This window comes from Streptomyces sp. NPDC107517 (genome assembly GCF_055582645.1).
Genome location: NZ_JBVJPM010000055.1, coordinates 1 through 24,202, shown reverse-complemented (window position 1 = coordinate 24,202; position 24,202 = coordinate 1). Strand labels below are relative to the sequence as shown.

Annotated in this window: 21 protein-coding genes and 1 pseudogene; 14 read left to right on the top strand and 8 right to left on the bottom strand. The window is 69.9% G+C overall.

Annotation, left to right across the window (positions count from 1 at the left end):
* Positions 1-172 precede the first annotated feature (172 nt).
* Positions 173-2,596, bottom strand: coding sequence for an endopeptidase La (lon, locus tag ACZ67T_RS44130; protein WP_469992448.1), 2,424 nt, complete (start codon positions 2,594-2,596; stop codon positions 173-175).
* A gap of 168 nt (positions 2,597-2,764) precedes the next feature.
* Positions 2,765-3,583, bottom strand: coding sequence for a rhomboid-like protein (locus ACZ67T_RS44125; protein WP_469992446.1), 819 nt, complete (start codon positions 3,581-3,583; stop codon positions 2,765-2,767).
* Between the two features lie 168 nt (positions 3,584-3,751).
* On the opposite strand from ACZ67T_RS44125, the gene ACZ67T_RS44120 reads away from it, so the two are divergent.
* From ACZ67T_RS44120 to ACZ67T_RS44100, 5 genes are all read left to right on the top strand, one after another.
* Positions 3,752-4,453: a spermidine synthase family protein gene (locus tag ACZ67T_RS44120; protein WP_469992444.1), complete on the top strand. Its 702-nt coding sequence runs from the start codon at positions 3,752-3,754 to the stop codon at positions 4,451-4,453.
* Between the two features lie 93 nt (positions 4,454-4,546).
* Positions 4,547-5,284: a response regulator transcription factor gene (locus ACZ67T_RS44115; protein WP_406104072.1), complete on the top strand. Its 738-nt coding sequence runs from the start codon at positions 4,547-4,549 to the stop codon at positions 5,282-5,284.
* The gene (locus ACZ67T_RS44110) at positions 5,281-6,471 is read left to right on the top strand and encodes a HAMP domain-containing sensor histidine kinase (RefSeq protein WP_469992442.1); all 1,191 of its coding nucleotides are present in this window, start codon (positions 5,281-5,283) and stop codon (positions 6,469-6,471) included. The genes ACZ67T_RS44115 and ACZ67T_RS44110 overlap by 4 nt, the downstream gene beginning before the upstream one ends.
* Before the next feature lie 261 nt (positions 6,472-6,732).
* Positions 6,733-10,557 (top strand): multifunctional oxoglutarate decarboxylase/oxoglutarate dehydrogenase thiamine pyrophosphate-binding subunit/dihydrolipoyllysine-residue succinyltransferase subunit, encoded by a 3,825-nt coding sequence (locus ACZ67T_RS44105; protein WP_469992440.1) that lies wholly within the window; start codon positions 6,733-6,735, stop codon positions 10,555-10,557.
* Positions 10,558-10,642: 85 nt separating this feature from the next.
* The gene (locus tag ACZ67T_RS44100; protein ID WP_003961784.1) at positions 10,643-10,825 is read left to right on the top strand and encodes a DUF6104 family protein; all 183 of its coding nucleotides are present in this window, start codon (positions 10,643-10,645) and stop codon (positions 10,823-10,825) included.
* 17 nt (positions 10,826-10,842) lie between these two features.
* Here the strand turns inward: ACZ67T_RS44100 and ACZ67T_RS44095 are convergent, their stop codons facing one another.
* Positions 10,843-11,691, bottom strand: a complete 849-nt coding sequence (locus ACZ67T_RS44095) for a hypothetical protein (protein WP_469992438.1) — start codon at positions 11,689-11,691, stop codon at positions 10,843-10,845.
* Positions 11,692-11,870: 179 nt separating this feature from the next.
* On the opposite strand from ACZ67T_RS44095, the gene ACZ67T_RS44090 reads away from it, so the two are divergent.
* Together ACZ67T_RS44090 and ACZ67T_RS44085 are read left to right on the top strand one after the other, a co-directional pair.
* Positions 11,871-12,761 (top strand): DUF4097 family beta strand repeat-containing protein, encoded by an 891-nt coding sequence (locus ACZ67T_RS44090; RefSeq protein ID WP_469992436.1) that lies wholly within the window; start codon positions 11,871-11,873, stop codon positions 12,759-12,761.
* Position 12,762: 1 nt separating this feature from the next.
* Entirely contained in the window at positions 12,763-13,803 is a 1,041-nt protein-coding gene (locus ACZ67T_RS44085; protein ID WP_469992434.1) for a PadR family transcriptional regulator, read from the top strand.
* A 79-nt stretch (positions 13,804-13,882) separates the two neighbouring features.
* Here ACZ67T_RS44085 and ACZ67T_RS44080 read toward each other — a convergent pair whose 3' ends face one another.
* Together ACZ67T_RS44080 and ACZ67T_RS44075 are read right to left on the bottom strand one after the other, a co-directional pair.
* On the bottom strand, positions 13,883-14,845 hold the full coding sequence (locus ACZ67T_RS44080) for a zinc-binding dehydrogenase (RefSeq protein ID WP_100595910.1): 963 nt from the start codon (positions 14,843-14,845) through the stop codon (positions 13,883-13,885).
* A gap of 123 nt (positions 14,846-14,968) precedes the next feature.
* Complete coding sequence (locus ACZ67T_RS44075) at positions 14,969-16,213, bottom strand: NAD(P)-dependent malic enzyme (protein WP_454404890.1); 1,245 nt, start codon at positions 16,211-16,213, stop codon at positions 14,969-14,971.
* 581 nt (positions 16,214-16,794) lie between these two features.
* Here ACZ67T_RS44075 and ACZ67T_RS44070 point away from each other — a divergent pair.
* Genes ACZ67T_RS44070 through ACZ67T_RS44060 form a run of 3 tightly spaced genes read left to right on the top strand, consistent with a single transcriptional unit; the run spans position 16,795 to position 19,508 of the window.
* Positions 16,795-17,757: an ABC transporter substrate-binding protein gene (locus ACZ67T_RS44070; RefSeq protein ID WP_469992432.1), complete on the top strand. Its 963-nt coding sequence runs from the start codon at positions 16,795-16,797 to the stop codon at positions 17,755-17,757.
* A 42-nt stretch (positions 17,758-17,799) separates the two neighbouring features.
* Entirely contained in the window at positions 17,800-18,741 is a 942-nt protein-coding gene (locus tag ACZ67T_RS44065; protein ID WP_469992430.1) for an amino acid ABC transporter permease, read from the top strand.
* A gap of 14 nt (positions 18,742-18,755) precedes the next feature.
* The gene (locus tag ACZ67T_RS44060; RefSeq protein WP_469992450.1) at positions 18,756-19,508 is read left to right on the top strand and encodes an amino acid ABC transporter ATP-binding protein; all 753 of its coding nucleotides are present in this window, start codon (positions 18,756-18,758) and stop codon (positions 19,506-19,508) included.
* 86 nt (positions 19,509-19,594) lie between these two features.
* On the opposite strand, the gene ACZ67T_RS44055 is transcribed toward ACZ67T_RS44060, so the two are convergent.
* Entirely contained in the window at positions 19,595-20,368 is a 774-nt protein-coding gene (locus ACZ67T_RS44055) for a class I SAM-dependent methyltransferase (protein WP_469992428.1), read from the bottom strand.
* A 91-nt stretch (positions 20,369-20,459) separates the two neighbouring features.
* On the opposite strand from ACZ67T_RS44055, the gene ACZ67T_RS44050 reads away from it, so the two are divergent.
* On the top strand, positions 20,460-21,089 hold the full coding sequence (locus ACZ67T_RS44050) for a CGNR zinc finger domain-containing protein (RefSeq protein ID WP_383095561.1): 630 nt from the start codon (positions 20,460-20,462) through the stop codon (positions 21,087-21,089).
* Here the strand turns inward: ACZ67T_RS44050 and sodX are convergent.
* Positions 20,993-21,436: a nickel-type superoxide dismutase maturation protease gene (sodX, locus tag ACZ67T_RS44045; RefSeq protein WP_469992426.1), complete on the bottom strand. Its 444-nt coding sequence runs from the start codon at positions 21,434-21,436 to the stop codon at positions 20,993-20,995. The two genes, ACZ67T_RS44050 and sodX, sit on opposite strands and share 97 nt — an antisense overlap.
* A 165-nt stretch (positions 21,437-21,601) precedes the next feature.
* Between sodX and sodN the strand changes: the two genes are divergently transcribed.
* The gene (gene sodN, locus ACZ67T_RS44040; protein WP_356282509.1) at positions 21,602-21,997 is read left to right on the top strand and encodes a superoxide dismutase, Ni; all 396 of its coding nucleotides are present in this window, start codon (positions 21,602-21,604) and stop codon (positions 21,995-21,997) included.
* Between the two features lie 557 nt (positions 21,998-22,554).
* Positions 22,555-23,049, top strand: coding sequence for a cupin domain-containing protein (locus tag ACZ67T_RS44035; protein WP_469992424.1), 495 nt, complete (start codon positions 22,555-22,557; stop codon positions 23,047-23,049).
* Between the two features lie 238 nt (positions 23,050-23,287).
* Here the strand turns inward: ACZ67T_RS44035 and ACZ67T_RS44030 are convergent, their stop codons facing one another.
* On the bottom strand, positions 23,288-23,956 hold the full coding sequence (locus ACZ67T_RS44030; RefSeq protein ID WP_469992423.1) for a nitroreductase: 669 nt from the start codon (positions 23,954-23,956) through the stop codon (positions 23,288-23,290).
* Between the two features lie 146 nt (positions 23,957-24,102).
* Here ACZ67T_RS44030 and ACZ67T_RS44025 point away from each other — a divergent pair.
* Positions 24,103-24,202, top strand: a pseudogene (locus tag ACZ67T_RS44025) (FMN-dependent NADH-azoreductase); the annotation flags it as partial.

Sequence of the window (24,202 nt, the reverse complement as noted above, 5' to 3'; positions counted from 1 at the left end):
CAACTTCACCCGAGCACGGTTCACTTCGTGTGTGTCCACACACTCAACATGCTCCCGAAAAGGACCGAGAGGAAGACCTAACGGAGTCCTACTAGGGCCTGTCCGCACCGGCCACACGCGGAAGGCCCGAGCCCCCAAGGGGACTCGGGCCTTCGTCATCCGGCAGCGTCCGTCACGCCGCCACCGGAACCTCCACCGCGGCCGGCGCCAGCGCCAGTTCGAGAACCTGCCGCACATCCGTCACCGGGTGCACGTCCAGCTTCTCCAGGACCTCGGCGGGGACGTCGTCCAGGTCCGCCTCGTTCCGCTTCGGGATGACGACCGTCGTGATCCCGGCCCGGTGCGCGGCGAGCAGCTTCTGCTTGACGCCACCGATCGGCAGCACCCGGCCGGTCAGCGACACCTCACCGGTCATCGCCACATCCGTACGGACCTGGCGCCCGCTGAGCAGCGACGCGAGAGCGGTCGTCATGGTGACACCCGCGCTCGGGCCGTCCTTCGGCACCGCGCCCGCCGGGAAGTGGATGTGCACGCCCCGGTCCTTCAGATCGGCGACGGGCAGCTCCAGTTCGGCGCCGTGCGAGCGCAGGAAGGAGAGCGCGATCTGCGCGGACTCCTTCATCACGTCACCGAGCTGACCGGTCAGGGTCAGACCGGCCGCGCCCGTCTCCGGGTCGGCGAGGGACGCCTCCACGTAGAGGACGTCGCCGCCCGCTCCGGTGACCGCGAGTCCGGTGGCCACGCCCGGCACCGCCGTACGGCGCTCGGCCGGGTCCTGCGCCGCCTCGGGCACGTGGTGCGGACGCCCGATGAGGCTCCTCAGGTCGGTGTCCGTGACCGTGAACGGCAGCTCGCGCTCGCCCAGTTCGTGCTGGGCCGCGACCTTGCGCAGCAGGCGTGCGACGGACCGCTCCAGGTTGCGTACGCCGGCTTCCCGCGTGTACTCCCCGGCGAGCTTGCGCAGCGCGCTCTCGTCGAGGGTGACCTCGTCCGTGTCCAGACCGGCCCGCTCCAGCTGACGCGGGAGCAGGTGATCGCGGGCGATGACGACCTTCTCGTCCTCGGTGTACCCGTCGAGCCTGACCAGCTCCATCCGGTCGAGCAGGGCCTCCGGGATGGCCTCCAGGACGTTCGCCGTCGCGAGGAACACGACGTCGCTGAGGTCCAGTTCGACCTCCAGGTAGTGGTCGCGGAACGTGTGGTTCTGCGCCGGGTCGAGAACTTCGAGCAGGGCGGCCGCCGGGTCGCCCCGGAAGTCGGACCCCACCTTGTCGATCTCGTCGAGCAGCACGACCGGGTTCATCGACCCGGCCTCCTTGATCGCCCGCACGATGCGGCCCGGCAGGGCACCCACGTACGTACGCCGGTGTCCGCGGATCTCCGCCTCGTCCCGTACGCCACCGAGGGCGACGCGGACGAACTTGCGGCCCATGGCGTGCGCCACGGACTCGCCGAGCGAGGTCTTGCCGACGCCGGGCGGGCCGACGAGCGCGAGCACCGCGCCGCCCCTGCGCCCGCCGACGACGCCGAGCCCGCGCTCGGAACGCCGCTTGCGCACGGCCAGGTACTCGGTGATGCGCTCCTTCACGTCCTCCAGGCCCGAGTGCTCGGCGTCGAGGACGCTCCGGGCGCCCTGGATGTCGTACGCGGAAGAGCTGTCATCGGTTCGCTCGTTCCACGGCAGTTCGAGGACCGTGTCGAGCCAGGTGCGGATCCACGAGCCCTCGGGGGACTGATCGCTGGACCGCTCCAGCTTCTCGACCTCCTTGAGGGCGGCCTCGCGGACCTTCTCCGGGAGGTCGGCGGCCTCGACCCGCGTGCGGTAGTCGTCGGACTCCTCGCCCTCCGACTCACCGTTCAGCTCGCGCAGCTCCTTACGTACTGCGTCGAGCTGGCGCCGCAGCAGGAACTCCCGCTGCTGCTTGTCGACGCCTTCCTGGACGTCCTTGGCGATGGACTCGGCCACGTCCTGCTCGGCGAGGTGCTCGCGCAGCTGCTCGGTGGCCAGCTTGAGCCGGGCGACCGGGTCGGCCGTCTCCAGGAGCTCCACCTTCTGCGGGGTGCTCAGGAAGGGCGAGTAGCCGGAGTTGTCGGCGAGCGCGGAGACGTCGTCGATCTGCTGGACACGGTCCACGACCTGCCAGGCGCCGCGCTTCTTCAGCCAGTTCGTGGCGAGTGCCTTGTACTCGGTGACCAGCTCGGTCACGGAGCCGGGCAGCGGCTCCGGCACGGTCTCCTCGACCGCGAGGCCCTCCACCCACAGGGCGGCGCCGGGGCCGGTCGTGCCCGCGCCGATCCGCACCCGGCTGCGGCCGCGGATCAGGGCGCCGGGGTCGCCGTCGGCGAGCCGGCCCACCTGCTCGACGGTCCCGAGCACGCCGGTGTTCGCGTACGTGCCGTCGATCCGGGGAACAAGAAGCACCTTCGGCTTGCTGCCGCCCACGGATCCGCTGGACCGGGCCGCCGCCTGGGCGGCCTCCACCGCGGCGCGCACGTCGTTGTCGTTGAGGTCCAGGGGCACCACCATTCCGGGCAGCACGACCTCGTCGTCGAGCGGCAGCACGGGCAGGGTGAGCGGTGTGGACGTCGATGCCATGATCTCCCCTTAAGCAGTCAAGTTGAGCTATGGAGACTCAATGCACGTGAGCCCGCGAATGTTCCCCCGACGCTGTTCGCTCTCGGCGATCAGCGGACGGGCAGGGAAAATCCGCAGCTCAGAGGGGGTGTGTGACGTGTACGGCCTTGGTCCGGCCGGGGGACCGCGTCAGGTCGCGGAGGCTCCCGGCGCGCGCCGCCACCGGCGCACCAGCGGCCAGGTCCCGATGCCGATGGCCAGGGCCATGAGGTGGCCCCAGTTCGCCATCGGGTCCGTGAACGCGATGAGGTCCTCGACCAGCATTCCGCCGAAGACGGCGAGCACGGTCCAGCGCAGCCAGGGCGTGAGGAGGCCGGCGAGGGCGCCGATGCTCGCGGCCACGCCGAAGCTGATGCCGTAGTCGAGGCGGTGCAGCGAGCTCTCGGGCAGATGCCCGGCCATCACGGAGAGCCCGACCGGCACCTCGGTGGCGAGCGTCGCCACAGTGTGGCCGAGGACGAAGACACCGGCGGTGCACCAGCCGCCGATCCTGCGCTCCAGCGCCGTGAGGACGACCAGGAAGCAGACCGCGAACGGGGAGGTGATCCCGCCGGCGATCCACAGCGCGCTCGCGACCAGCACGAACACGGGCGTGTGCGCGAGGTGCGCCACGTCGGTACTGGAACCCCGCAGGGCGGACGCGACGACGGCGGGGTCGGCGAACAGCGCGAAGAGGGACGTGCCGATGAGCACGGCGGCGTAGACGAACGTGAACGGCGTCCCCGTGGGCGTGGGCAACAGCCGCCAGGGGCGCAGCCGGCGCAGGGGGGCGGCGGTCTCGGGCGCCGTGCGCTCACGGGTCGCCTCAGGCGCCGCACCGCTGCCCGGCGCCTGAGCCGGGATGGCGTCGAGCAGGTGCCGCGATACGGGCAGCGAAGTCTCAGGCAGCGCCTCCGAAGAAACATCCGCCCTGTCGGCCTCGGCCTCGACCGTCACACCACGCTCCACCTGCGGCACCCTTCCCCTTCCGGCCCGCCCCAACCCTTCGCCCTCGCATCCGCACCGTCCAAGACCGGCGCCACGCGCGCCACGACCCACAGGACCCGTACAGGAACGCCGCCAACTCCGTTTCCAGGGACGGCCAGGCGTCGCGCCGGTTGCGGCAGGATGGACGCCATGTCCACCTCGTACCCCATCCCGTACGACACCGGCCACACCGCCCCCGTCGTCCTCGACCGGCGCGAAGGGCCCTTCGGAGAGGTCGTACTGCGGCGCCACGGCGCGCTGCTCCAGATCATCGCCAACGGATGCTTCCTGATGGACACGTCCGACGGGCGCTCCGAGCGCCTTCTGGTCGACGCGGCGCTCGACGCTCTCGACGACCGCCCGGCGCCAGAAGTTCTCATCGGCGGACTCGGTGTCGGATTCTCCCTCACGCACGCGGCTGCGAATTCCCGCTGGGGCCGCATCGCCGTCGTCGAGCGCGAGCCGGCGATCGTCGACTGGCATCGCGAGGGCCCGCTGTCCGAACTGTCACGGTCCGCGCTCGCCGATCCGCGCACGGAGATTGTGGAGGCGGACCTTGTCTCGTACGTCCAGGAATCGACCGAGACCTACGACGCGCTGTGCCTCGATATCGACAACGGACCCGACTGGACGGTGACGGAGGGTAATGACAACCTCTACTCACCGGTAGGTCTCGCGGCCTGCCGGGAGCGGCTCGCCCCTGGCGGCGTGCTCGCCGTGTGGTCCGCACAGCCGTCCGCAAATTTTGAAGGAACCTTGCGGAATGCCGGATTCCAGTCGGTCCGCACCAAAGAGATCCCGGTTGTCCGTGGCGTTCCCGACGTCGTACATCTCGGGGTCAGGCCTGCGTAGCCGACTCGCGGTAACTCCCCGTACGCTGACTGCCGAAACCCAGATCATTCAAGCGTCAAGCGCACACGGATGTGCGCATTCAGGGGCGGGGCGATGGAGCAGACACACACCTCCCACAACGGCAACACGGCTACGCCGGGTGCCCAGCGACGGGTCCTGGTCGTCGAGGACGACCCCACGATCGTCGACGCCATCGCCGCACGGCTGCGCGCCGAGGGATTCCTCGTGCAAACCGCACAGGACGGTCCGGCGGCGGTCGACACGGCCGAGGCATGGCAGCCCGACCTGCTGATCCTCGACATCATGCTGCCCGGATTCGACGGCCTCGAGGTCTGCCGCCGTGTACAGGCGCAGCGGCCGGTACCGGTGATGATGCTCACGGCGCGCGACGACGAGACGGACATGCTCGTCGGGCTCGGCGTGGGTGCCGACGACTACATGACGAAGCCCTTCTCGATGCGGGAGCTCGCGGCGCGCGTGCACGTCCTGCTGCGGAGGGTCGAGCGCGCGGCGCTCGCGGCGGCCACGCCCAGGAGCGGCATCCTGCGGCTCGGCGAGCTGGAGATCGACCACGCACAGCGCCGGGTGCGGGTGCGCTCCGAGGACGTCCATCTGACGCCCACGGAGTTCGACCTCCTGGTCTGCCTGGCCAACACGCCCCGCGCCGTCCTCTCGCGCGAGCAGCTGCTCGCCGAGGTGTGGGACTGGGCGGACGCGTCGGGCACCCGGACCGTCGACAGCCACATCAAGGCGCTGCGCCGGAAGATCGGCGCCGAGCGGATCCGCACCGTCCACGGTGTGGGCTACGCGCTGGAGACACCGACGCCATGACCGGCAGCGGCGGCGCATCCGACGTACGGGACGCGGACGGGTACGAGCCGGGGCCGCCGGGCCTTGTGCCCGGCACTCCCCCGGCCGCCCGGCCCCTCGCGGGCCACTGGGTGCAGGGCGGTCTGCGGCCGTTCTCCATCAAGACCAAGCTCGGCACGCTGGTCGTCGTCTCGGTGTTCATCACGACCGGACTGCTGATGGTCGCCGTCCGCACCCAGACCGAGCTCCGCTTCATCACGGTCTTCTCGGTGATCGCGACGCTCCTCATCACCCAGTTCGTGGCCCACTCGCTGACCGCGCCGCTCGACGAGATGAACACGGTCGCCCGCTCCATCGCGCACGGCGACTACACGCGCCGGGTCCGTGGCGCCGACCGGCGCGACGAGCTGGGCGACCTGGCCGCGACCATCAACCGCATGGCCGACGACCTGGAGGCCCAGGACCAGCAGCGCAAGGAGCTCGTGGCGAACGTCTCGCACGAGCTGCGCACCCCGATCGCGGGCCTGCGCGCCGTCCTGGAGAACGTCGTGGACGGGGTCTCGGCCGCCGACCCCGAGACCATGCGCACGGCGCTGAAGCAGACGGAGCGTCTGGGCCGGCTGGTCGAGACACTGCTCGACCTCTCCCGGCTCGACAACGGCGTGGTCCCGCTCAAGGCCCGCCGTTTCGAGGTGTGGCCGTATCTGTCGGGCGTCCTGAAGGAGGCCAACATGGTCGCCTCGCAGCGCGCCGGCATCGCCTCGGGCTCCGGCACCCACACCCGTACGGACGTGCATCTGCACCTGGATGTGTCCCCACCCGAGCTGACCGCGCACGCGGACCCCGAGCGGATCCACCAGGTGGTGGCCAACCTCATCGACAACGCCGTGAAACACAGCCCTCCGCACGGTCGCGTGACCGTGCTCGCGCGGCGCGGTCTCTACCCGGAGTCGCTCGACCTGGAGGTCCTCGACGAGGGTCCCGGCATCCCCCGCTCCGAGTGGCACCGCGTCTTCGAGCGCTTCAACCGGGGCGGCCATGTGAAGGGCGCCGCGCACGGCCCCGGCAGCGACGGCGGCACCGGTCTCGGCCTCGCCATCGCCCGATGGGCCGTGGACCTGCACGGCGGCCGGATCGGCGTGGCCGAATCGGCTCGCGGCTGCCGGATCCAGGTCACTCTTCCGGGCCTGCCGCGCGCTCAAAGTTGACGTAGGGTTCGAACCGGAAGCACAAGATCGCCGTGTCATTCGTCACGGGGTGCGGGCCGATGGGCCGCACTCGTACAAGGACGTACCCAAGGTGAACCGGAACCCCGCTTGTTTCCCGCCATTTCCAGCGCCGAAACACGGCTTCCGGTGTGACTTACGCGACGGATGACCGGCCCGGTCTGCAAGTCCCGGTGTTGGAGGCGTAGCCTTTATTCCCGCTGTCCATCACCTTGTGAGAAGCGGAAGAGGGCGGTTACCGCCGTGTCGCCACAGTCCCCCAGTAACTCGAGCACCTCGACCGACCAAGCGGGGCAGGGCAAGAGCCCTGCCGCCGCGTTCGGTCCCAATGAGTGGCTCGTCGACGAGATCTATCAGCAGTACCTCCAGGACCCGAATTCGGTTGACCGAGCCTGGTGGGACTTCTTCGCCGACTACAAGCCGGGTGCCCCGGCCCAGCCGACGACCGGAGCCCCCGCACAGGGTTCCGGTCCCGTCGGCACCGCCGGTACCGCAGCCGCGGGGGCTGCGGGCACTGCCGCGGCGCCCGCCGCACCGGCAGCCCCGGCCGCCGCTCCGGCTCCGGCCGCGGCTCCGGCGAAGGCAGCTCCGGCCGCCCCGGTGGCCAAGCCCGCCGCCGCGGCGCCCGCGAAGCCGGCCGCCGCAGCAGCAGTGAAGGCCCCGGCTCCGGCCAAGGCCCAGCCCGCGACCGAGGCCGCTGCCGGCCCCGAGTTCGTGACGCTGCGCGGCCCGAGCGCCGCCGTCGCGAAGAACATGAACGCCTCCATCGAGGTCCCCACGGCGACGTCCGTGCGCGCGGTCCCGGTGAAGCTGCTCTTCGACAACCGCATCGTCATCAACAACCACCTGAAGCGCGCCCGGGGCGGGAAGATCTCCTTCACCCACCTCATCGGCTACGCGATGGTGCAGGCCATCAAGGCCATGCCGTCGATGAACTACTCCTTCGCGGAGAAGGACGGCAAGCCGACGCTGGTCAAGCCGGAGCACGTGAACTTCGGCCTCGCCATCGACCTGGTGAAGCCCAACGGCGACCGCCAGCTGGTCGTCGCGGGCATCAAGAAGGCCGAGACGCTGAACTTCTTCGAGTTCTGGCAGGCCTACGAGGACATCGTCCGCCGCGCCCGCGACGGCAAGCTCGGCATGGACGACTTCACCGGTGTCACGGTCTCGCTGACCAACCCCGGCGGCCTCGGCACCGTCCACTCCGTGCCGCGCCTGATGCCCGGACAGTCGGTCATCATGGGCGTCGGCTCGATGGACTACCCGGCGGAGTTCCAGGGCACGTCCCAGGACACCCTGAACAAGCTCGGCATCTCGAAGGTCATGACGCTCACGTCGACCTACGACCACCGGGTCATCCAGGGCGCCGCCTCCGGCGAGTTCCTGCGCGTCGTGGCGAACTTCCTCCTCGGTGAGGGCGAGTTCTACGACGAGATCTTCAAGGCGCTGCGCATCCCCTACGAGCCGGTCCGCTGGTTCAAGGACATCGACGCCTCGCACGACGACGACGTCACGAAGGCCGCCCGCGTCTTCGAGCTGATCCACTCCTTCCGGGTCCGCGGCCACGTCATGGCCGACACCGACCCGCTGGAGTACCGCCAGCGCAAGCACCCCGACCTGGACATCGCCGAGCACGGCCTCACCCTGTGGGACCTGGAGCGCGAGTTCGCGGTCGGCGGCTTCGCCGGCAAGTCGATGATGAAGCTGCGCGACATCCTCGGCGTCCTGCGCGACTCGTACTGCCGCACCACCGGCATCGAGTACATGCACATCCAGGACCCGAAGCAGCGCAAGTGGCTCCAGGACCGCGTCGAGCGCCCGCACACCAAGCCGGAGCGCGAGGAGCAGCTGCGCATCCTGCGCCGGCTGAACGCGGCAGAGGCGTTCGAGACGTTCCTGCAGACGAAGTACGTCGGCCAGAAGCGCTTCTCCCTGGAGGGCGGCGAGTCCGTCATCCCGCTGCTCGACGCGGTCATCGACTCCGCCGCCGAGTCGCGCCTGGACGAGGTCGTCATCGGCATGGCCCACCGCGGCCGTCTGAACGTCCTGGCGAACATCGTCGGCAAGTCGTACGCGCAGATCTTCCGCGAGTTCGAGGGCAACCTCGACCCGAAGTCGATGCACGGCTCCGGCGACGTGAAGTACCACCTGGGCGCCGAGGGCACCTTCACCGGCCTGGACGGCGAGCAGATCAAGGTCTCGCTCGCGGCCAACCCGTCCCACCTGGAGACGGTCGACCCGGTCATCGAGGGCATCGTCCGCGCCAAGCAGGACATCATCAACAAGGGCGGCACGGACTTCACGGTCCTGCCGGTCGCCCTGCACGGTGACGCGGCCTTCGCGGGCCAGGGTGTGGTCGCCGAGACGCTCAACATGTCGCAGCTGCGCGGCTACCGCACGGGCGGCACGGTCCACATCGTCATCAACAACCAGGTCGGCTTCACCGCCGCCCCGGAGTCGTCGCGCTCCTCCATGTACGCCACGGACGTGGCCCGCATGATCGAGGCGCCGATCTTCCACGTGAACGGCGACGACCCCGAGGCCGTCGTCCGCGTTGCCCGACTGGCCTTCGAGTTCCGCCAGGCGTTCAACAAGGACGTCGTCATCGACCTGATCTGCTACCGCCGCCGCGGTCACAACGAGTCGGACAACCCGGCGTTCACGCAGCCGCTGATGTACGACCTGATCGACAAGAAGCGCTCGGTGCGCAAGCTCTACACCGAGTCCCTCATCGGCCGTGGCGACATCACGCTCGAAGAGGCCGAGCAGGCGCTGCAGGACTTCCAGGGCCAGCTGGAGAAGGTGTTCGCCGAGGTCCGCGAGGCCACGGCGCACCCGGTGGCGGCCCCCTCGTCCGACCCGCAGGCCGAGTTCCCGGTCGCCGTCAGCACCGCGATCTCCCAGGAGACCGTGAAGCGGATCGCCGAGTCGCAGGTCAACATCCCCGACCGCGTCACCGTCCACCCGCGTCTGCTGCCGCAGCTGCAGCGCCGCGCGGCGATGATCGAGGACGGCACGATCGACTGGGGCATGGGCGAGACGCTCGCCATCGGCTCCCTGCTCCTCGAGGGCACCCCGGTGCGCCTCTCGGGCCAGGACTCGCGCCGCGGCACGTTCGGCCAGCGGCACGCGGTCCTGATCGACCGTGAGACGGGCGAGGACTTCACCCCGCTCCTGTACCTCTCGGACGACCAGGCGCGTTACAACGTCTACGACTCCCTGCTCTCCGAGTACGCGGTCATGGGCTTCGAGTACGGCTACTCGCTGGCCCGTCCCGAGTCGCTCGTGATGTGGGAGGCGCAGTTCGGCGACTTCGTCAACGGCGCGCAGACGGTGGTGGACGAGTACATCTCGGCCGCCGAGCAGAAGTGGGGCCAGACCTCCGGCGTCACGCTGCTCCTGCCGCACGGCTACGAGGGCCAGGGCCCGGACCACTCGTCCGCCCGCCCGGAGCGCTTCCTCCAGCTGTGCGCGCAGAACAACATGACGGTCGCCATGCCGACGCTCCCGTCGAACTACTTCCACCTCCTGCGGTGGCAGGTGCACAACCCGCACCACAAGCCGCTGGTGGTCTTCACGCCGAAGTCGATGCTGCGCCTCAAGGCCGCCGCGTCGAAGGCGGAGGAGTTCACGGAGGGCGGCTTCCGCCCCGTCATCGGCGACAGCTCGGTGGACCCGGCCGCGGTCCGCAAGGTCGTCTTCTGCGCGGGCAAGGTCTACTACGACATCGAGGCCGAGCGTCAGAAGCGCGGCGTGACGGACACGGCGATCATCCGCATCGAGCGCCTGTACCCGCTGCCGGGTGCCGAGCTCCAGGCGGAGATCTCCAAGTACCCGAACGCGGAGAAGTACCTGTGGGCGCAGGAGGAGCCGGCGAACCAGGGCGCGTGGCCCTTCATCGCCCTCAACCTGATCGACCACCTGGACCTGGCGGTCGGCGCCGACGTCCCGCACGGTGAGCGCCTGCGCCGCATCTCGCGGCCGCACAGCTCGTCCCCGGCGGTCGGCTCGGCGAAGCGTCACCAGGCGGAGCAGGAGCAGCTGGTGCGCGAGGTCTTCGAGGCCTGAGCAGCCTGACCTCGTACGTACGATTGTGGGGCCCGGGACATCGTCCCGGGCCCCACGTCCGTATCACCCCAGGAGCGACTGGCCCATGTACTTCACCGACCGCGGCATCGAGGAACTGGAGAAGCGGCGCGGCGAGGAGGAGGTCACCTTCGAGTGGCTCGCCGAGCAGCTGCGCACGTTCGTCGATCTGAACCCGGACTTCGAGGTGCCGGTCGAGCGGCTGGCCACGTGGCTGGCGCGCCTCGACGACGAGGACGAGGACGAGTAGCCGGTCCCTGGCAGGTCTCAGTCCCAGGCGCGCAGCCGGTCGTAGGCGAGGCCGAGCGCGCCGTGCACGACGAGGAGCGCGCCCGCGACCGCCCAGCCGACGCCGCGTCGGCGCAGGCCCCAGACGGTGAGCGGGATGCCCACGGCGAGCTGGCCCGCCGCCGCTGTGCGCGCCTTGGGGCCGCGCAGCCAGGGCCCCATGGCGCTGCGCTCGACGACGTCGAGTTCCGCGCGTACGGCGTCCCGCCAGCCCGACCACACGATGTACTCGGCGCCGGGCTGCACGCGCGCGACCGCGCGCAGCCGGTCGGCGGGTTCGCCGGGGTTCATGCCCGGCGGGAGCGTCAGCCCCGCGCGCGTGAGGACCGCCAGCAGGCCGAGCAGGCGGGCGCGGGCGTCCGCCGCGCTGTCGGGCCGGGTGAGGGCCTCCAGCGACTGCATGTCCAGGACGGGGTCGAGGCCGAGGCGCGCGGCGAACGTGCGCATGGCCTCGTCCTCGCCGGCGGGCGTGCCGTTCGCCAGCCATACGTAGCCGACGGGGCGGCGGAACCCGGAGGCGAGGGTGCAGCCGCTGTGCTCGGCGTCCCACCACAGGGCGAGCACCGGCCAGGGGGCGCCGACGGCGAGGGCCGCGGCCCAGCCCGCGAGGACGCTGTCGACCGGTTCGCCGCCGTGCAGCCAGGGCGTGCCCTCGGGGACCAGCACGCTCCACTCGGGTCCTGCCGGGGCGAGGAGCATCCGTTCGCGCAGGAGCTGGGCGGCTGGGCCGACGGTGGCGGGGTCGGCGCGGCAGAGCAGCAGCGCTCCCGCGGCCCGGGCCTGCGGGGCGGGGGTGCCGGCGGAGTCGGCGGTGGCGTCGGACGGCATGGACCCAACGCTAGGTCAGTTTGTGCGGTTCGGCCCCCGAATGCCCCTGTGCGGGATGGTCAGTACGAGGGATTCCAGTCGCGACTGTCTTGACTTTCCGTAACCGCGATATATCGTGTCTCGCGAGGGTGCGATACAACGCGTTCGCTCCCGAACCGTCCCGCTGAGGAGGTCGCACCATGCCCGAGTGGTCCGTGGCAGAGCCCCGCAAGCTCGCCTTCGAGGAGCCAGTGACGACGCTCCACGTACGCATCGTCAACGGAACGGTGAACGTCGTGGGCACAGACGAAGGTTCCGCCCGCCTGGAGGTGTCCGGGATCGAGGGCCCGCCGCTCCGGGTGACCCTGGCGGACGGCGTGCTGACCGTCGCGTACGACGACCTGCCCTGGAAGGGCTTCCTCAGGTGGCTCGACCGCAAGGGCTGGCGCCGCAGCGCGGTCGTGTCCCTGGCGGTCCCGGCGGGCACCGGGGTCGAGGTCGGCGTCGTCGGCGCCGGCGCGGTCGTCTCCGGGATACAGGGGCGTACGGAGGTCAAGGGCGTCACGGGTGACACGACGCTGGTCGGCGTCGCGGGCGACGTGCGCACGGACACCGTCTCCGGGAATCTCGAGGCCCAGGCGGTCACGGGCGACCTGCGCTTCAACTCCGTGTCCGGTGACCTGACCGTCGTCGAGGGCGCGGGCCCCTCCGTGCGGGCCGAATCGGTGAGCGGCTCGATGATCGTGGACCTCGACCCGGCCGACCGGGCGACGGATGTGAACCTGACGAGCGTCTCGGGCGAGATCGCGATCCGCCTCCCGCACCCCGCGGACGCGGAGGTCGAGGCGAACACGGCCAGCGGAACGGTGTCGAACGCCTTCGAGGATCTGCGGGTCGGCGGCCACTGGGGCGCCAAGAGCATCACGGGCAGGCTCGGCACGGGCCGCGGAAAGCTCAAGGCGACGACGGTCTCCGGTTCGATCGCGCTCCTGCGGCGGCCTCCGGCGGAGGACTACGCACAGCGCCCCGCCGAGGACTCCCCCGCCACTGACGCCGCCGCCGGCGGCCCGGCCGACAAGAAGGTGCTCTGACATGCCTCCCGTCTTCGCCCACGGCCGCCTGCGCCTGTACCTCCTGAAGCTGCTCGACGAGGCCCCGCGCCATGGGTACGAGGTGATCAGGCTCCTGGAGGAGCGCTTCCAGGGCCTGTACGCGCCCTCGGCCGGCACGGTGTACCCGCGCCTGGCGAAGCTGGAGGCCGAAGGCCTGGTCACGCACACCACGGAGGGCGGCAGAAAGGTCTACTCGATCACCGACGCGGGCCGCGCCGAGCTGGCCGACCGCAGCGGTGAGCTGGCCGACCTGGAGCTGGAGATCCGCGAGTCCGTGGCGGAGCTCGCCGCCGAGATCCGGGACGACGTGCGGGGCGCGGCGGGCGATCTGCGCCGCGAGATGCGGGCGGCCGCCTCGGAGGCGAGGAACGGGTCGGGCACGACCACGCGCAAGAACGAGCGGCAGAGCCCGTTCGGCGACTTCCAGGACTTCGGGGACAAGGAGGCGTGGCGCGCGGCCAAGGAGGAGCTGCGCCGTGCCCGGCAGGAGTGGAAGGAGCAGGCAAGGCGCGCAAAGGACGAGAGCCGCCGGGCCCGCGAGGAGGCCCAGCGGGCGCGCCGGCAGGCCAAGGAGGCGCAGGAGCAGGCGCGCGAGCAGGCTCAGGAGCAGGTCCAGCGTCTGGCGCAGCGGGTGCAGGACCAGGTCCAGGACCACTTCGCCCAGGGCGACTGGCCCACGGGCGTCCGGGAGGGCCTGACCGAACTGGCCAAGGAGTTCGGCGACTTCGGCAAGTACTTCGGCAAGGAGACGGGCGGCGCGGCCCGTTCGGACAGCGCCGGGCCCGAGGTGCGGGTCACTCATGGGGACATCCCCGCCGAGTACCTGCCGTCGTGGACCCACGAGGACTCGACCGGTGACCCGGCCCGCGATCTGGACCGCCTCCTCGACCGCTTCCGCGACGACATCCGCGACGCGGCCAGGGACCACGGGGTGACGGAGGATCAGCTCCGCGAGGCCAGGAGCCGGTTGTCGGAGGCGGCGGCGCACATCGGGGCCTCCCTACAGGCGCCCAAGGACTGACCCCCGGCGAGGCAGACGGCGAGGAGGGTCGAGGGGCGCCGCCCCTCGCCCCTCACGGGCCTGCCACGGTCGGGCGAGGTCAGACCGTCAGCACGATCTTGCCGAACTGGCCGCCGGCCTCCATCCGCTCGAAGCCCTCGCGGGCGCGGTCCAGCGGGAGGGTCTCGTCGATCACGGGACGCACACCGGTGGCCGCGCAGAACGACAGCAGGTCCTCCAGCTCGTCCTTCGAGCCCATCGTGGAGCCGACGATCTTCAGCTCCAGGAAGAAGACGCGCGTCAGCTCGGCGTGCGAGGGGCGGTCCCCGCTCGTGGCGCCGGAGATGACGACCGTGCCGCCGGGCTTGAGCGACTTGATCGAGTGCGACCAGGTGGCCGCGCCGACCGTCTCGATGACGGCGTCCACCCGCTGCGGCAGCCGCGCACCCGACTCCACGGCCTCGACGGCGCCGAGCTCCAGGGCGCGCTTGCGCTTGGCCTCGTCGCGGCTGGTCGCGAAGACCTTGAGACCGGCCGCCTTACCGAGGACGATCGCGGCCGTGGCGACCCCGCCGCCGGCGCCCTGCACGAGCACGGAGTCACCGGGCCGCACACCGGCGTTGGTGAACAGCATCCGGTACGCCGTCAGCCATGCGGTCGGCAGGCAGGCCGCCTCCTCGAAGCTGAGCTCCTTCGGCTTGGGCAGTACGTTCCACTCGGGCACGGTCACCTGCTCGGCGAAGGTGCCCTGGTACTTCTCGGTGAGGATGGACCGGCCCTCCCGGGGCCCGACCCCGTAACCGGCCTGGCCGATGACGGAGTGCAGGACGACCTCGTTGCCGTCCTGGTCGATCCCGGCGGCGTCGCAGCCGAGGATCATCGGGAGCTTGTCCTCACCGAGTCCGACCCCGCGCAGGGACCACAGGTCGTGGTGGTTGAGGGAGGCGGCCTTGACGTTCACGGTGGTCCAGCCGGGGCGGGCCTCGGGGGCGGGGCGATCCCCCAACTCAAGGCCGTTCAGCGGCTGGTCACGGTCGATTCGGGCGGCGTAGGCAGCGAACATGACCTTGACCCTAGGTCCGCGCGGAGCCGCGCGGAACACCGTAGGGCTGTGACACGCGCCGCGCCCCGTGCCCCACGGAGTCGATCCGTGGCGCACGGGGCGCGGTCGGGGCCTGCGTCGTGATCAGCGTCGGGCGACGCCCTCGGCGCGCGCGGCGGCGGCGACTGCCGCGGTCACCGCGGGAGCGACCCGCTCGTCGAACGGCGAGGGGATGACGTACCCGGCGTCCAGGTCGTCACCGACCACGTCGGCGAGCGCGTCGGCCGCCGCGATCTTCATGCCCTCGGTGATCCGCGACGCCCGCACCTGAAGGGCACCGGCGAAGATGCCGGGGAAGGCGAGGACGTTGTTGATCTGGTTCGGGTAGTCGGAGCGCCCCGTCGCGACGACCGCCGCGTACTTGTGGGCCACGTCCGGGTGAACCTCGGGGTTCGGGTTGGCCATCGCGAAGACGAAGGCGCCGGGCGCCATCGAGGCGACCGCGGGCTCCGGGACCGTACCGCCGGAGACGCCGATGAAGACGTCCGCGCCGGCGAGCGCCGTCTCGAGCGAACCCGTGATGTTGGCCTTGTTGGTGAGCTCGGCCAGCTCGCGCTTGACGTCCGTGAGGTCCTCGCGGTCCCGGCTGACGATGCCCTTGCGGTCCGCGACCGCCACGTCGCCGAGCCCCGCCTCGAGGAGGAACTTGGCGATGGCGACACCGGCCGCGCCGGCACCCGAGATCACGGCGCGCAGCTCGCCGAGCGTGCGCCCGCTGAGCTTGGCCGCGTTCTTCAGCGCCGCCAGCGTGACCACGGCGGTGCCGTGCTGGTCGTCGTGGAAGACCGGGATGTCGAGCCGCTCCTGCAGCCTGCGCTCGATCTCGAAGCAGCGCGGCGCCGAGATGTCCTCGAGGTTCACACCGCCGAACGAGGGAGCGAGCCGGACGACGGTCTCGATGATCTCGTCCGTGTCGGTCGTGCCGAGCGCGATCGGCACCGCGTCGACGCCGCCGAACTGCTTGAACAGGATCGCTTTGCCCTCCATCACCGGGAGGGACGCCTCGGGACCGATGTCCCCGAGGCCGAGCACCGCGGTGCCGTCGGTGACGACGGCCACGACGGACGACTTCCACGTGTAGTCGTGGACGAGCTCGGGATTCTCCGCGATCGCGGAGCACACCTTCGCAACACCCGGCGTGTACGCCAGGGACAGGTCGTCCTTGTCGCGCACCGGCACGGTGGCCTGCACGGCCATTTTGCCGCCGCGGTGCAGCGCGAAGGCCGGATCGAAGGGCTCTTCGGTGCTTTCGTTGCCGGTATGCGCCGGGCCCGCACTGGCCTGGCCGGAACCGGCGTCGCTGCGAGGATTGACGATCTCCGCTGCCACTTGTATGACCCCTTAAGTCTTAATCATCAGTTGAGGGTGGGTCCGCTCCTGGTTGAGGAACGGGCGGGCACCGCGTATGACCCACATGTCGGGTGTCTTGCACTCGTACGGGTCAGTACGCGATGGGCGCGCCGCACGCGCGCCCTGAGCCCCGGATGAGGGGTGTAAAGAACCTTCTTACCTGACGGACGCCATCCCGGACGAGTCCATTTGTGATCGATCACAGCGCGGTGACATGACTCATAGCCGTGGATCCGGATATTAGGGGCCGGACCTCAAGCCGGCCTCAAAGCCGACGGAGCGTCGCTCACATGGTGAGACACGGCCCGCATGGCCGCAGATCTTCCGGCCGGACAGCGGTGTCGCCGCAGATGTTCGCTCGCCCGTCGGCGCGATGTACCGGCCTGTCGGGGTCCGGGAGCGGTGCGGGGATAACCCGTTATCCGATTTTGACATAGCAGGGGCCCTGAATGGCCCGGTCCGAATGGCAAGATGCCGTAATCACACGAGGTCGCGACACTCGAAGATGTGTGCCGGATCTCAGCATCGGCTACTCCCTCACCCTGCCGGAGGAACCCCTAATGACCGCAAGCACCACCCGCCGTTCGACCGCAGCGAAGTCCGCGAAGTCCCGGATTGCCGTGGTCGGCGCGATCGCGGTCGCAGGCACTCTGCTGCTGTCCGGCTGCGGTGACCAGACCAAGGACAAGAGCGGGCCCGCCGACTCCACCAAGAGCGCCCCGCTCGCGGACAAGCTCCCCAAGGAGATCCGCGACAAGGGCGTCATCAAGGTCGGTTCGGACATCGCGTACGCGCCGGTCGAGTTCAAGGACAAGTCCGGCAACACGGCGGGCATCGACCCCGACCTCGCGGCCGCCATGGGCAAGCAGCTCGGCGTGAAGTTCGAGTTCCAGAACGGCACGTTCGACACCCTGATCACCGGTCTGCGCTCCAAGCGCTACGACATCGCGATGTCGGCGATGACGGACACCAAGGACCGGCAGAACGGTGTCGACTCCGACACCGGCAAGAAGGTCGGCGAGGGCGTCGACTTCGTGGACTACTTCGACGCGGGCGTCTCGATCTACACGCCGAAGGGCAAGACCCAGGGCATCAAGACCTGGGACGACCTGTGCGGCAAGAAGATCGTCGTCCAGCGCGGCACGGTCTCGCACGACCTGGCCAAGGCGCAGGCGAAGAAGTGCCCGTCCGGCAAGAAGCTCGCCATCGAGTCCTTCGACGACGACCAGCAGGCCCAGACCCGGCTGCGCTCGGGCGGCGCGGACGCCGGCTCCTCCGACTTCCCGGTCGCCGCGTACGCGGTGAAGACCGCGGGCGGCGGCAAGGACTTCGAGCTCGTCGGCGAGCAGGTCGAGGCCGCCCCGTACGGCATCGCGGTCGCCAAGGGCAACACCCAGCTGCGGGACGCCCTGAAGGCGGCGCTCGACGCCGTCATCAAGAACGGCGAGTACGACAAGATCATCTCGAAGTGGGGCGTCGAGGCGGGCTCCGTCAAGGAAGCCACCGTCAACGGCGGCAAGTGACCGCGTCCCTCTCGTCACCCAGCCGTTTGAAAGGCAACACCCGTGTCTGTTGACATCGACAAGACGGACGGGCCCGAGGACGCCCCGACGCCCAAGGCGGGACCCGAGGCCATCAGGGCCATCCCGGTCCGGCACTACGGCCGCTACGTGGCCGCGGTCGTCGCGATCGCCGTCCTCGTCTCGATCGTCTACGCGTTCGCCCAGGGCAAGATCAACTGGGGCGCGATCCCTGACTACTTCTTCGACAGCCGCATCCTCAAGGGTGTCGGCCAGACCCTGCTGCTGACCGCGATCTCCATGGTCATCGGCGTGGCGGGCGGCGTCCTGCTCGCCGTGATGCGCCTGTCGCGCAACCCGGTGACGTCGTCGATCGCCTGGTTCTACATCTGGTTCTTCCGCGGTACGCCGGTCCTGGTCCAGCTGTTCGTCTGGTTCAACCTGGGCCTGGTCTTCGAGTACATCAACCTCGGCCCGATCTACAAGGACTACTGGTCCTCGTTCATGACGCCGTTCCTGACGGCGCTGCTCGGACTCGGCCTGAACGAGGCCGCGTACATGGCCGAGATCTGCCGCGCCGGTCTGCTCTCGGTCGACGAGGGCCAGACGGAGGCCTCGCACGCCCTCGGCATGAGCCACTCCAAGACCCTGCGCCGGATCGTGATCCCGCAGGCGATGCGAGTGATCGTGCCGCCCACGGGCAACGAGGTCATCAACATGCTGAAGACGACCTCACTGGTGTCGGCGGTGCAGTTCTACGAACTGTTCCGCTACGCCCAGGACATCGGGCAGAACTCCGGCGCACCGGTGGAGATGTTCTTCCTGGCCGCGGCCTGGTACCTGGTGATGACGTCGGTCCTGAGCGTCGGCCAGTACTACCTGGAGCGTTACTACGCCCGGGGCTCCAGCCGCTCGCTTCCTCCGACGCCGTTCCAGAAGATCCGGGCCAACCTGCTGTCGCTCGGCCGGCCGAAGGGAGCCGCGTGATGACCACCAACGTCATGGTGAAGTCCGAGGGCGTCCACAAGTCCTTCGGCAACGTCGAGGTCCTCAAGGGCATCGACCTGGAGGTCAAGGAGGGCGAGGTCTTCTGCCTCATCGGCCCCTCCGGCTCCGGCAAGTCGACGTTCCTGCGGTGCATCAACCACCTGGAGAAGATCAACGCCGGCCGGCTCTACGTCGACGGCGAGCTGGTCGGCTACCGGCAGAAGGGCGACAAGCTCTACGAGCTGAAGGACAGCGAGGTCGCGCTCAAGCGGCGGGACATCGGCATGGTGTTCCAGCGCTTCAACCTCTTCCCGCACCTGACGGCTCTCGAGAACGTCATGGAGGCGCCGGTCCAGGTCAAGCGCCAGTCCCGGACCCAGGCACGGCAGCGGGCCGGCGAGCTCCTGGAGCGCGTGGGCCTCGCCGACAAGGCGGGGAACTACCCCTCGCAGCTGTCCGGCGGCCAGCAGCAGCGCGTCGCCATCGCCCGGGCGCTCGCCATGGACCCGAAGCTGATGCTCTTCGACGAGCCGACCTCGGCCCTCGACCCCGAGCTCGTCGGCGACGTCCTCGACGTCATGCGTGACCTCGCCGAGTCCGGCATGACGATGATCGTCGTGACGCACGAGATGGGCTTCGCCCGCGAGGTCGGCGACAGCCTCGTCTTCATGGACGGCGGCGTGGTCGTCGAGTCGGGCCACCCGCGCGACGTCCTGACGAACCCGCAGCACGAGCGCACGCAGTCCTTCCTGTCGAAGGTGCTGTAGCTCCGCGTACGCAGAAGGAGGGGGCGGTACGGACACCATGTCCGTACCGCCCCCTCCCGTATGCGCGTATACACCTGTGCGCAGGGCTACTTGACCGCGAGCACCAGCGCGTCGGAGGGCGAGCGCCAGACGGGGCGGGCCTCGCCGAACCCGGCGGCGCGCAGGGTGCGGGCGTGCCAGTCGGCTGACGGGGTCTCACCGTCGGCGTGCTCCCCGTAGATCTCGAAGCGCTCGGCGGTGGGGCCGGCGAGTACCGGGTCCTTGGCGGCGAGGGCCCACCACGCGGCCCAGTCGAGCGCGCCGGAGGCCTTGGCGCGGTCCATCTGCGCGTGACGGTGGGCGCGTTCGGCGGCATTGATCCGGGGCGTGGTGTCGTCGATCATGTGGTCGGCGTTCATGAAGACACCGCCGTCGCGGACGAGGCCGGCGATCTGTCCGTAGAGGGTGGCGAGCGGTTCGTTGTGCAGCCAGTGCAGGGCGGTGGCGGTCAGGACGGCGTCGTACGAGGTGTGCGGCAGCCGCGCGGCCCAGTGCGGGTCCTTGAGGTCGGCGGTCACGAAGGTGACGCGGTCGTCGTTCGCGAAGGTGCCCTCGGCGATGGCGAGCAGCGCGGGGTCGAGGTCGACGCCGACACTGGTGGCGCCGGGGAACCTCCTCAGGAGACGGTCCGTAATACTTCCCGTACCGCACGCGAGGTCGAGCACGCGCGGCGTGGGCCCGGCGAAGGCCTCCACCATGTCGAGCATGACCCGCAGCCGCTCCTCGCGGTCGGGCATGTACCACTCCTGCTGCCGGTCCCAGCTGTCCTGCCAGGCGCGCCAGTCGGCGGTGACTCCTGCGGTTTCCGTAGATCCCGTCATCGAGAACCCTCCCGTACGTAATACCCTCGAACCAAGAGCAGCCATTACTCCCGTCATCGACGAAGATAGACCGCCCCGGTAAGGACTACAAGTGGAACTGGCCTATTACTCGGACTACGCCGTACGTCTGGTCAACAGCGAGGAGCCGGGGCGTGGCAAGGACTCCCTGACCACGGTCGAGGCGGTGCGCGACCTGTTCGGCGCCAACCAGTCGGCGGCCCGGCGCGCCACGGACGCCGACCTCACCCGCTTCCGCGGCGTACGGGCGCGCCTGCGCTCGGTCTTCGAGGCCGCGGACGGCGGCGACGAGACACTCGCGGTCGACCTGCTGAACTCACTCCTCCTGGAGTTCCCGGTGAGCCCGCAGATCTCCGGACACGACCACCGGGACGACGACGACCGCCCGTTGTGGCACATGCACCTCGCGGACCACCCGTCGAACGCGACAGCGGGATACGCGGCGATCGCCGCGATGGGCCTCGCCTTCCACCTCACGGAGTACGGCGTGGACCGCCTCGGCCTGTGCGAGGCGTCGCCGTGCCGCAACGCCTACCTGGACACGTCGACGAACCGCTCCCGGCGCTACTGCTCGGACCGATGTGCGACCCGCGCGAACGTCGCCGCCTACCGCGCCCGCAAACGCGCCGAGGCGGACCGGTCGGACAGCACGGGCCGCAGCGCCGAGAACGCCCAGGAGGCCACGGCCGCGACGGACCGCTGACGCTCGCCCTCCGTCCACGGCTTGCGGCGGCGCAGGCGCCCGCGCACCTTGGCGAGCACGAGGTCGTCGGGCACCGCCCCGTACACCTCGCTGTCGCCGCCGGCACCGGGGTTGTCGCCGAGCACCCACCAACCCCCTTCCCGCCGCTCGGAGATCCGCTTCACCACGAGCAGATCCTGCTGGAAGGGGTGCCGCAGGATGACCACGTCCCCCGGCCGTACCCGCGCGCCGTGCTGCACGAGCATCCAGTCGCCGGGATACAGCGTGGGCACCATGGACGGCCCGTCCACCTCGATGATTTGAAACGGCACCCTGGCCTCCCGCGTCTCCGTCGCCGTCTCAGGCATCAGACATCCTCCCCGGTTCCGCCCGCCGGTCGTCCGGTCCCATCCTCCACCAGTCCCAGTCTCGCCCTGGACTTTTGTCCTAAGCCCATGGGGGCACCCGAGAAAACCCCTCTGCCACGGAGTAATGTCCCACCTGAGAAGACGATCACGAGGAAGGACAGCTACATGCTTTCCCGCCTGTTTGCCCCCAAGGTGAAGGCCAGCGCGCACTGCGACCTGCCCTGCGGCGTGTACGACCCGGCCCAGGCCCGCATCGAGGCGGAGTCGGTCAAGGCCGTCCAGGACAAGATGGCCGCCAACGACGACCCTCAGTTCCAGACGCGCGCCATCCTCATCAAGGAGCAGCGCGCCGAGCTCGCCAAGCACCACGTGTCGGTGCTGTGGAGCGACTACTTCAAGCCCCCGCACTTCGAGAAGTACCCGGAGCTGAGCCAGCTGGTCAACGACACCCTGAAGGCCCTCTCGGCCGCCAAGGCGTCGAGCGACCCGGCGACGGGCCAGAAGGCTCTGGACTACATCGCCCAGATCGACAAGATCTTCTGGGAGACGAAGAAGGCCTGATCCTCGATCATGCCGCTTGACCTGCGATTCCTTTGGTCGTCTGGTCTACCGGTTCGCACCCGGCCCGCAGGCCGCCGAGAACGGCGTCCATGACGGTCCGGGTGCGGTCTTTTTTCGCCCGGCCCCGGATGGGCGTACCTCCGCAACAGGATGCCGGCGGAGGCGAAGCGGCTCAGGTCGTGGGTCCCCATGTGCGGCAGTCCGACGGGCTTGCGGTCCTCACGCTCGGCTGCCTCGTTCTCCACCGCCAAGAGCGTCCTGCGCACGTGGTTCCACCCCGCCTTCCAGCGGCGGTAGCCGAGGGGATCGCCCTCGTCCATCGTGGCCGGCCTGGCTCTGTCATTCATCTGTCGGGCTGGGGTACCTCTCGTGCCGCCTCTGGCCGCAGCGGCCAGAAGCTTGGGTCCCGTCCGCCCCTTTGGCCCACGCGGTCGAACTTCAGCGGCCGGCCCGCCGCGTGAACCAGGGTTCTTGCGGTTGGGGGGCAATCTGATGCGGGCCGTCCATGACCTGGCCGAGCACGGCCGAACCGCCCACTCACGCGTCAGGAAGTCGCCATGTCCTACCCAGAGCCCCGCTACCTCGGCGAAAGGGGCCAGGCCAGCGCGCTGTTCCGGCCTGCACCCGGGCAGCCCGACACCGGCTCGGGCGGCACCGGCATCAGCTACGTGGCCAAGCGGGACGACACCAATGGCGAGTTCGGCCTGTACAAGATCGACATGGCGCCGAAGACCCTGGGCGCCAGGGAACACTTCCACCGCACGATCTCCGAGTCCTTCTACGTCCTGTCCGGCGAGGTCCGGCTCTACAACGGAGAACGCTGGGTCACAGGCAGCGAGGGAGACTTCCTCCACGTACCGCCCGGCGGGCTCCACGCCTTCCAGAACGACAGCGACGACCCGGTGTCGTTCCTGCTGCTCTTCACACCGGGAGCTGCCAGGGAGGAGTACTTCGAGAAGGTGGCGGAGTACTCGCAGCGCAGCCACGAAGAGTTGAAAGCCTTCCGGATCAGGCACGACCAGTACAACACCACCGACATGCCCGACGCCTAGGCTGCGCCGAGTGCTGCGGTCCCCGCGTCACACGCCCGGGACCGCCCGAAAGCGGCCGGGCCGGCGCGGCCCGTCACTGAACCGGTGCGACATGTGCGTCGCCCCGTCGAACCGGTCGCGCGGTGCAACTGCTCCCGCACGCACACCAGGGGGGCGTCCCGGTCCGTCGAGCCCTGCGGCGGCTTGGCATCGGAGAACACCGCCGCGGTGCCCTGCCCGGTCGAGGGGATGGACGGCGTCAGGGACCGCCGACGAACGTGACCGTCTCGTCGAGGGGCGCCCGGCCCGTACGGGCGTCACTCACCGTGACGTCCTCGAAGCCGATCGACATGCCGCAGAAGAGCATGAGTTCGTCCGGGGGTGACACGACCTCCGCGACGCTCCGGTGAAACTTCGCCCAGGCCATCTGCGGGCAGCTGTGCAGCCCTTCGGCGCGCAGCAACAACATGACGGTCTGCAGATACATCCCGACGTCGGACCATTGGGGCCGCCCCAGGTCGCGGTCGATGTAGCAGAAGAGGGCGGCGGGCGCGCCGAAGCAGTCCCAGTTCGCGGACGCGGCCCGCTGGCGCGCCTCTATGTCCTCGCGCGGAATGCCGAGTGCCCCGTACCGCTGCTCACCGAACGCGGACCGGCGCTCGCGGTAGGGGGACGCCAGTGCGGGCGGGTACATCTCGTACTCCGGCTCGTCCCAGGGGTCACCTGCGGCCAGACGCTCGTCGACGCGCTTCTTCAGCTCGGCCAGCGGCGCGCCGGTCACCACAAAGGAGTGCCAGGGCTGGAGGTTCGATCCGGACGGCGCCCAGGACGCTGCGGACAGCACACGCTCCAGCACCTGCCTCGTGACCGGCCGGTCGGTGAATCCGCGCACCGCCCGTCGACTCGTGACCGCCTCGTAGACGTCCATGGTCACCCTCCTCCGTCTGTTCAACGGGACCACCCTCGTTACACTGCAATAGTATCACTCGCTACTATCTCGAATGTAACTACCATCGGGTATGAGTCCCGGCCCCTGGCTCCCCGCCTAGGGCACCGCTTCTTTGGAGAGAGCCCATGGCCACGCTGCTGCACATCGACTCGTCCGTACTCCCCGGCGAGGCGTCCTCGTCCCGTTCGGTCACGGCCGCCTTCCGCAAGGCCTGGGAGGAGCAGC